Genomic DNA, 6,827 nt, shown 5'->3' with positions numbered 1-6,827 from the left:
GTCGGGGCCGGGCTCGGAGTCGGAATCGGCGGTGTCGAGCGCGACGGGGTCGGGTTCGGTGCGGGCGGGCTCCGTGAGGTCGGGCTCGGCGACGGCGAGGGCTGTGGCGGCCTCGGGCGAGGTGACCGCCTCGTCCACCACGTCCACCACGTCCGTTACGTCCGCCACGTCCGCGAACTCGGCTGCTTCCGGGGCCTCGACAGCCGGTTCGGGCTCCGGCGCGACCTCGACGGACTCGACGGACTCGACGGGCTCAGCGGGCTCGGCGACCTCGACCGGCTCGGCGAGCTCCTCGACCGGTTCGGGGACGGGCTCCGGCTCGGGCTCGGCCTCCTGCACGGGCAGGGGCTCGGGCTCGGGCTCCGCGACGGGCGGCTCCTCCGACGGCACCCTGATCGCCCGCAGCAACTGCGTCTTCTCGAACCGGCTCTCCGGCTCCGGCTCCCGCTCGGCAACCACCTGCGGCTGCGGCTCCGGCTCCGGCTCCGGGGCGTAGCTCTCCTGCGGAACGTCGAGCACGGGCTCGTGCACGACCTCCTGCGACTGCGCGCCCCAGGGCGCACCGGCCCCCGCCCCGGTCGCCCAGGGCGCGGCAGCGCCGCCGGGCAGCGTCGCGGGAGGCGTGCCGCCCCACTGGGCGGCGAGCGAGGACGCCGTGAACTCGCCCGATTCGTCCGGTAGATCACCGTCGGCGACCGGGATCGACCACTGCCCGGTGACGTCGGAGGCGCCGGGCGAGGGAGCCGGGGCCGGCTGCCCGTACTGGTGGCCGTACTCCTGTCCGTAGGTCTGGGCCTGCTGCCGCGCCGCGGGCTCCGCCTCGGGGAAGCTCCACTGGCCGGTCGCCCGCGGGTCGTAGCCGTGCGGCTCCGTGTGCGCGTGGGGCTCGGGCTGCTCCTGTGCCGTACCCGCCTCGGGCCAGCGGACCGCGCCCGTCACCTCGGGCGGCATGACCCAGGCGCCGGTCGCGGCCGGGTCGGTGGCGTCGGCGGCGGTGGGGTTGACCGTTATCTGCGGCGGTACGTAGCCATGGCCGGGGGCGGCGAGCGGGGCGTCCAGCATGCCTTCGGGGAGCTGCACGAACGCCGTGGCGTCGGAGTCGTACTCGCCCTGCGGATGCGGCTGCCAGCCACCGCCGTCGGCCGTGTTCCCATCGTGCCCATCGTGCCGGTCGTCGCTCACGACAGCGCCCTCCCCAGTGCTCGTCGGGCCAGCGCGGCGACGGTGCGCCGCAGGTGCAGTACGGCGGGCGCGAGCGGCTGTTCGGTGCCGTCGGCCGCCGGGGGGTGGTCGGGGATGCACGCGGTGGCGACGTACTCCCCGAAGGCGGTGACCGCCTCCGGGACGAGGCTGCCCCGCTCCCCGTCCCAGTCGATCAGAGAGGCCACCCACTCCTCGGCCTCCAGTGGCCGCAGCGGCATGGGCGCGATGGCGCCGACCGCGCACCGCACCCCGCGCCGCGCGGGGTCGAGGACCAGCGCGACGGAGGCCGTGGCCCGGCCGGGGCCGGTGCGTCCGGTCGCCTTGAGGAAGACCTGGGGGGCGTGCAGCAGGGGCACGCGCACGAAGCCGATGAGCTCGCCGGGGCGGAGCATCTCCATGCCGGCGAGCAGGTGCGAGACGGGGATCTCCCGGCGGGCGCCGCCGGGGGCCGCGATGATCAGCACGGCTTCCAGCGCGGCGAGGACGGGCAGCGCGTCGCCGGTCGGCGCGGCCGACGCGATGTTGCCGCCGAGGGTGCCCGCGTTGCGGATCTGGGGCGGGCCCGCGGCGCGCGCGGCGGCGGCCAGGGCGGGGATCAGCGCGGCGAAGTCGGGGCGGCCCATGCGGGCGTGGGTGAGACCGGCGCCGAGCAGGGCGTGGCCGTCCTGGTACTGCCAGCCGCGGATCTCGCTGATGCGGCCGAGGCCGACGAGGGCGGCGGGGCGCAGCTGTCCCGAGTTGACCGAGGTCATCAGGTCCGTGCCGCCGGCGACGGGCACGGCGGCGGGCATGGCGGCGAGCGCCGCCACTGCCTCGTCCAGCGTGGCGGGCAGCGTCACCGATTGCGGTGCCTGTGCCGCCTGCGGCGCGTGCGTGCTCAAAACCGGCTGCCCCTTCCCGATGCCCGGCCGCGTACTCCACGTACATCGCGTATGTGAAGTGCTCGCCGTTTCGCGACGTGTCACCGTTACGCCTGTTCCGCCGTACGGTACGTGCTCACAACCCGGACGTGGCAACTCTGGCACATCTTCCCCGGGCCCCGACGCGGGGGTCCGCTAGGAGGCATTCGTCCTCGAACCAGGCGGATGTGGCGATTTCGCACGGCTTCCGGCGGCCCGCGCTCCCGGCGCGGACCGCCGGAAGCACGCACCCGGGGCCCTGCTCACACCTTGCTCACACGTTTGGGGGCGCCCCCTCGATCGGGCGTCCGAGCACGCCGGGGCGCAGGTGTCGCGGCAAAGGACCGCTCGGCGGGCGGTAGTCCACGCCCAGGGCGTCAAGTCGCGGGTAGTGAGCGGTCATTCGCCGTTCGAAGTCGGCGAAGTCACGTTCGGCCGGGGCGGGCAGCCTGCGCCACGCCACTTCGCAGAAGGCCGCGAGGCGCGGGAACACCTGGTAGTCGACGCGTCCCTGGTGCTCCATCACCTCGGTCCAGACGTTGGCCTGGGTGCCGAGGACGTGGGCCGCCTCCTCCTCGGTGAGCTCGTCGGGGACGGGCTCGAAGCGGTAGACGTCCTCCAGGGTGCGGACGTAGGCGATCGGCATCGGCTCGTCGGGGCCGCCGTCCTCCCGGAAGTTCAGGTACACCTGCTGCTCGGGGCACATGACGACGTCGTGGCCCGCCTTGGCCGCGTCGATGCCGCCCCGGTAGCCGCGCCAGGAGGAGACGGTGGCGCCTTCGGCGAGGCCGCCCTCCAGGATCTCGTCCCAGCCGATGAGCCGGCGCCCGCGGTCGGCGAGCCAGCGGTCGAAGTGCCGGATGAACCAGCTCTGCAGTCCGTCCTCGTCGCCGACCCCGAGCTCCTTGATGCGGGCCTGCGCGGTGGCCGAGGCCTTCCACTGGTCCTTGGGGCACTCGTCGCCGCCGACGTGGACGAAGGTGGACGGGAAGAGGTCGAGGATCTCCTCGAAGACCCCTTCGTAGAAGCGGAGGACGTCCTCGGTGGGGGCGAGGACGTTCGGGCTGACGCCCCAGCTGTCCCAGACCTCCATCGCCTCGGTGTCGACGACGTCGCTGTTGCCGAGGTACGGGTACGCGGTGATGGCGGCCTGCGAGTGCCCGGGGATGTCGATCTCCGGGACGACGGTGATGTGCAGGGCGTCCGCGTACGCGACGATCTCGCGGATGTCGTCCTGCGTGTAGTAACCGCCGTGCGGGTGCTCCGTCCACAGGGGCGAGGCGCGGTGGCCCCACCTGGTGCGGGACCGCCAGGAGCCGACCTCGGTGAGCCTCGGGTGGCGCTTGATCTCCACGCGCCAGCCCTGGTCGTCGGTGATGTGGAAGTGGAAGACGTTGAGCTTGTGCGCGGCGAGCAGGTCGAGGTAGCGCAGGACCCCCTCCTTCGGCATGAAGTACCGGGAGACGTCGAGCATCATGCCGCGCCAGCCGAAGCGGGGCGCGTCCTCGATGACGCCCGCGGGGACGGACGCCTCGGCGCCGGGCCGCAGTTGCGCGCGGCGGAAGGCGTCGGGGCCGAGGAGCTGACGCAGCGTCTGGGCGCCCCAGAAGACACCGGCGGCCGCGCCGCCGCGGATCTCGACGCGGTCGCCGTCGACGGTGAGCCTGTACGCCTCCGGCTCCAGGGAGTCGTCGACGCGCAGGGCAAGGGAGTTGGCGGCGCCGTCGGGGCCGGGGTGGAGGGACAGACCGAGCGCGCCGCCAAGCGCGGCACGCAGCCACCGCTCGGTGGACTCGGTGCCGGGACCGGCCCAGAGGGTCGTGGCGGCGTCGATGACGAAGGACGAGCTCTGCGTGGCCTCGGCGCGTGCGGGCGCCGGGATGAGGTGCTCAAAGGTCATGAAACCGTAGGCTGTCACGCGATTGCACAACGCAAAAGGGGCGTTGCGGCAGGCGCAACGCCCCTCGGGCGAAGGGGTCCCGTCAGAGACCGGAAAGGGTCTCGTCGGGGACCGGAAGGGGTCTCGTCAAGGACCGGAAGGACCTACTTCTTGCCGTCCTTGCCGCCCTTGTCCTTGTCGCCTCCTGCCCCCATGGACTCGTAGATCTCCTTGCACATGGGACAGACGGGGTACTTCTTCGGGTCGCGGCCGGGGACCCACACCTTGCCGCAGAGCGCCACGACGGGCGTGCCGTCCAGCGCGCTCGCCATGATCTTGTCCTTCTGGACGTAATGCGCATAGCGCTCGTGGTCGCCGTCACCGTGCGACACCTGAGGTGTCGGCTCAACGAGGGTCCCCGTACCTGCCCCGCGCTCGGGCTCGGGCTCAAGAGTGCTCATAACGGCCAAGGGTACTCACGCCCGGGGCGTCCCGGCAGCGGCCGTGTCGGGAGAGGCGACGGCCGGGGGCTGCGCGGAGTCCCGCTGCGGCAGGTGCAGGGCCAGACCCGCCGCCGCCACCGCGGCCGCCGCCCAGGGCAGGTACTCGGGTGCGAGCCCCGCCGCGAGGGCGAGCCCGGCCGCCCCGGAGCCGACCGCGCTGCCCAGGTACAGCGCGGAGTTGTTGAGGGCGAGGGCGACCGTGCCGCGTTCGGCGCGCAGGGCGAGGAGGCGGTGCTGCTGCGGGACCTGGAAGGCCCAGCCCGCGGCGCCCCAGACGACGAGCGCGGGGTAGGCGGCGGCGCCGAGCAGCGGCAGGACGCCGATCGCGACGACCAGGGTGGAGACGATCCCGGTGACGAGGGCGAACACCCGGCCGGTGCGGTCCACGAGCGGCCCGGCGACGACGCTGCCGAGCACCCCGCCGATCCCCCACGCCCACAGATAGGGCGCCACCCGGCCCTCGCCCACGCCGCCCGACGAGGCGAGCACCGGCGCGAGGTAGGTGTAGAGGCCGAGGCTCGCCACCGCACCGAGGAAGGAGACGCCGACGATGGGCAGCACCTTCCGGTCGGCGAGCGCCGCGAGCCGCGTCCGCATCGGGACCGAGGGCGCGGCGGGCACCTCGGGGAGCCCCACCGCGAGGCCGAGGAGCGCGACCGCGCCGAGCCCCGTCACCAGCCACATCGTGGCCCGCCACGACGTGTGGTCGGCGAGCAGCACGCCCAGCGGCACCCCGAGGACCGTGCCCGAACTCATCCCGCCCATCACCAGCGCGAGCGCCCGCCCGCGGCGCTCCTGCCCCGCCAGCGAGGCGGCGGCCGCCGTGGACAGCGCCGAGTAGACCCCCGCGCCGACCCCCGCCACCGCGCGGGAGACGAGCAGCACGGCGAGGCCGGGCGCGAGCGCGGTGAGCCCGTTGCCGAGCGTGAAGACGGCCAGCGCGGCGACGATCAGCACGCGCGGCCGCACCCCGGAGAGCAGCCCGGCGACGAGCGGCGCGCTCACCGCGTACGCGAGGGTGAAGACGGTGACCATCTGCCCGGCGAGCGAGACGGTCGTCCCCAGGTCGTCGGCGACCACCGGCAGCAGCCCCGCCATCACATAAGCATCGAGCCCCAGCGTGAAGGACCCCACCATCAACAGCCACACCTTGCGCACGGCGTTCAACTCCCCTGTCTCCTCGCGCCGCTTCGCACGGCGAGTGGGAAACGTAGGCAGCCTCCGCATCGTGGGGGAAATGCCTGCGCCGTCCATTTATGCTGGGGCGGCATGGATCACGTACCGGACGGCGTCGAGCTGCGCCACCTGCGAGGCTTCCTCGCCGTCGCCGACGAACTGAACTTCACGCACGCCGCCGCGACCCTGCGCATCGGACAGCCCACGCTCACCCGGACCGTGCGGGCCCTGGAGGACGCCCTCGCCACCCGCCTCCTGGAGCGGACCACGCGACGCGTCGAACTCACCGAGGCGGGCAGCCGGCTGCGCGACGAGCTGGCGCCGCTGCTCTCCCGGATCGACGGAGCACTGCGCGCCGCGGGCAGCGAGCCCCCTCTCCTGCGGCTCGGATTCACCTCGCTCCTGCCGCAGGCCTGCGCCGAGCTCGTGCCCGCCTTCAAGGCCGCGACCGGCGCGGGCGTACGGCTGGTGCGGCGCGACGAGCCGCTCGCCGGGCTCACCTCGGGCGCGTGCGACGTCGCGGTCGTACGGGGTGACGTGCCGTCCGGCGCCCCGGTCCGCACGCGCGTGCTGCTGCGGGAGCCGCGCATCGCCGTCGTCGCCCGCGGGGCCGCCGAGCTGGCGGGGCGCCGCGTGGTCGACTGGTCGGAACTCGCCGACCTGCCGCTGGTCGTGAACACGGTGACCGGCACGACCGGGCCGGAGCTGTGGCCCGTGGACCGCAGGCCCCGGCTCGCCTGCACCGCCGACAACCTCGACGAGTGGCTGGAAGCGGTCGCCGCGGGCCACGGCGTGGGCATCGCCCCCGAACCGGTGGCCCGCAGACACCCCCACCCGTCGCTGCGCTGCGTACGCCTGAAGAACGCCCCGCCCGTGACCGTGCACCTGGCGATCCCCACGAGGGACGCGCACCCCTTGGCCGAGCGCTACTTCGGCCAGACCCCATAGCCCCACGCGGGCCAGCAGCAACAAGCCCGCCGCTCCGCGGGCGGATGGTCCCCACCCGCCCGCTCGTTCACCCCGCAACGCCAAGCGGGAGCAGGGCCCCCACACACAGACGGACCCCGGGCGCCCCGCCCGGACCCCGCTCAGTTCAACGACGGGTCGTCCGGATAGGTCGCCACCATCGCCAGCTCGCTGCGCCGGCGCCGCAGCACCGCCCGCCAC

The 6,827-nt window shown here is 74.2% G+C and carries 5 protein-coding genes and 2 pseudogenes; 1 reads left to right on the top strand and 6 read right to left on the bottom strand.

Annotation, left to right across the window (positions count from 1 at the left end; translation table 11 throughout):
• The 5 genes and pseudogenes from AOK03_RS43615 to AOK03_RS37005 all read right to left on the bottom strand — a co-directional run.
• Window positions 1-1,182: pseudogene (locus tag AOK03_RS43615) on the bottom strand (hypothetical protein); the annotation flags it as partial.
• Window positions 1,179-2,084, bottom strand: coding sequence for an FAD binding domain-containing protein (locus AOK03_RS37020; protein ID WP_055569763.1), 906 nt, complete (start codon window positions 2,082-2,084; stop codon window positions 1,179-1,181). The pseudogene AOK03_RS43615 and the gene AOK03_RS37020, both read right to left, overlap by 4 nt.
• 292 nt (window positions 2,085-2,376) lie before the next feature.
• Entirely contained in the window at window positions 2,377-4,002 is a 1,626-nt protein-coding gene (locus AOK03_RS37015; RefSeq protein WP_055569762.1) for a beta-N-acetylhexosaminidase, read from the bottom strand.
• A gap of 143 nt (window positions 4,003-4,145) precedes the next feature.
• Complete coding sequence (locus AOK03_RS37010) at window positions 4,146-4,442, bottom strand: DUF3039 domain-containing protein (RefSeq protein WP_033263869.1); 297 nt, start codon at window positions 4,440-4,442, stop codon at window positions 4,146-4,148.
• A gap of 15 nt (window positions 4,443-4,457) precedes the next feature.
• Window positions 4,458-5,642: an MFS transporter gene (locus AOK03_RS37005; protein ID WP_079075197.1), complete on the bottom strand. Its 1,185-nt coding sequence runs from the start codon at window positions 5,640-5,642 to the stop codon at window positions 4,458-4,460.
• A 111-nt stretch (window positions 5,643-5,753) separates the two neighbouring features.
• Here AOK03_RS37005 and AOK03_RS37000 point away from each other — a divergent pair, with 111 nt between their 5' ends.
• Window positions 5,754-6,608 carry a LysR family transcriptional regulator gene (locus AOK03_RS37000; protein WP_055569761.1) on the top strand — a complete coding sequence of 285 codons (855 nt, stop codon included), beginning with the start codon at window positions 5,754-5,756 and terminating at the stop codon, window positions 6,606-6,608.
• Between the two features lie 140 nt (window positions 6,609-6,748).
• Here the strand turns inward: AOK03_RS37000 and AOK03_RS45285 are convergent.
• A pseudogene (locus AOK03_RS45285) lies at window positions 6,749-6,827 on the bottom strand (YqgE/AlgH family protein); the annotation flags it as partial.

Origin of the sequence: Streptomyces atriruber (assembly GCF_001418325.1) — a bacterium.
In the GTDB taxonomy this organism is placed as follows: Bacteria; Actinomycetota; Actinomycetes; order Streptomycetales; family Streptomycetaceae; genus Streptomyces; species Streptomyces atriruber.
This window is presented reverse-complemented; position numbering and strand designations above follow the sequence as displayed.

Excerpts from the sequence above, each read along its gene's own strand:
- AOK03_RS37015 (WP_055569762.1), bottom strand. The coding sequence starts at position 4,002 with ATGACCTTTGAGCACCTCATCCCGGCGCCCGCACGCGCCGAGGCCACG.
- AOK03_RS37010 (WP_033263869.1), bottom strand. The coding sequence starts at position 4,442 with ATGAGCACTCTTGAGCCCGAGCCCGAGCGCGGGGCAGGTACGGGGACC.
- AOK03_RS37000 (WP_055569761.1), top strand. The coding sequence starts at position 5,754 with ATGGATCACGTACCGGACGGCGTCGAGCTGCGCCACCTGCGAGGCTTC.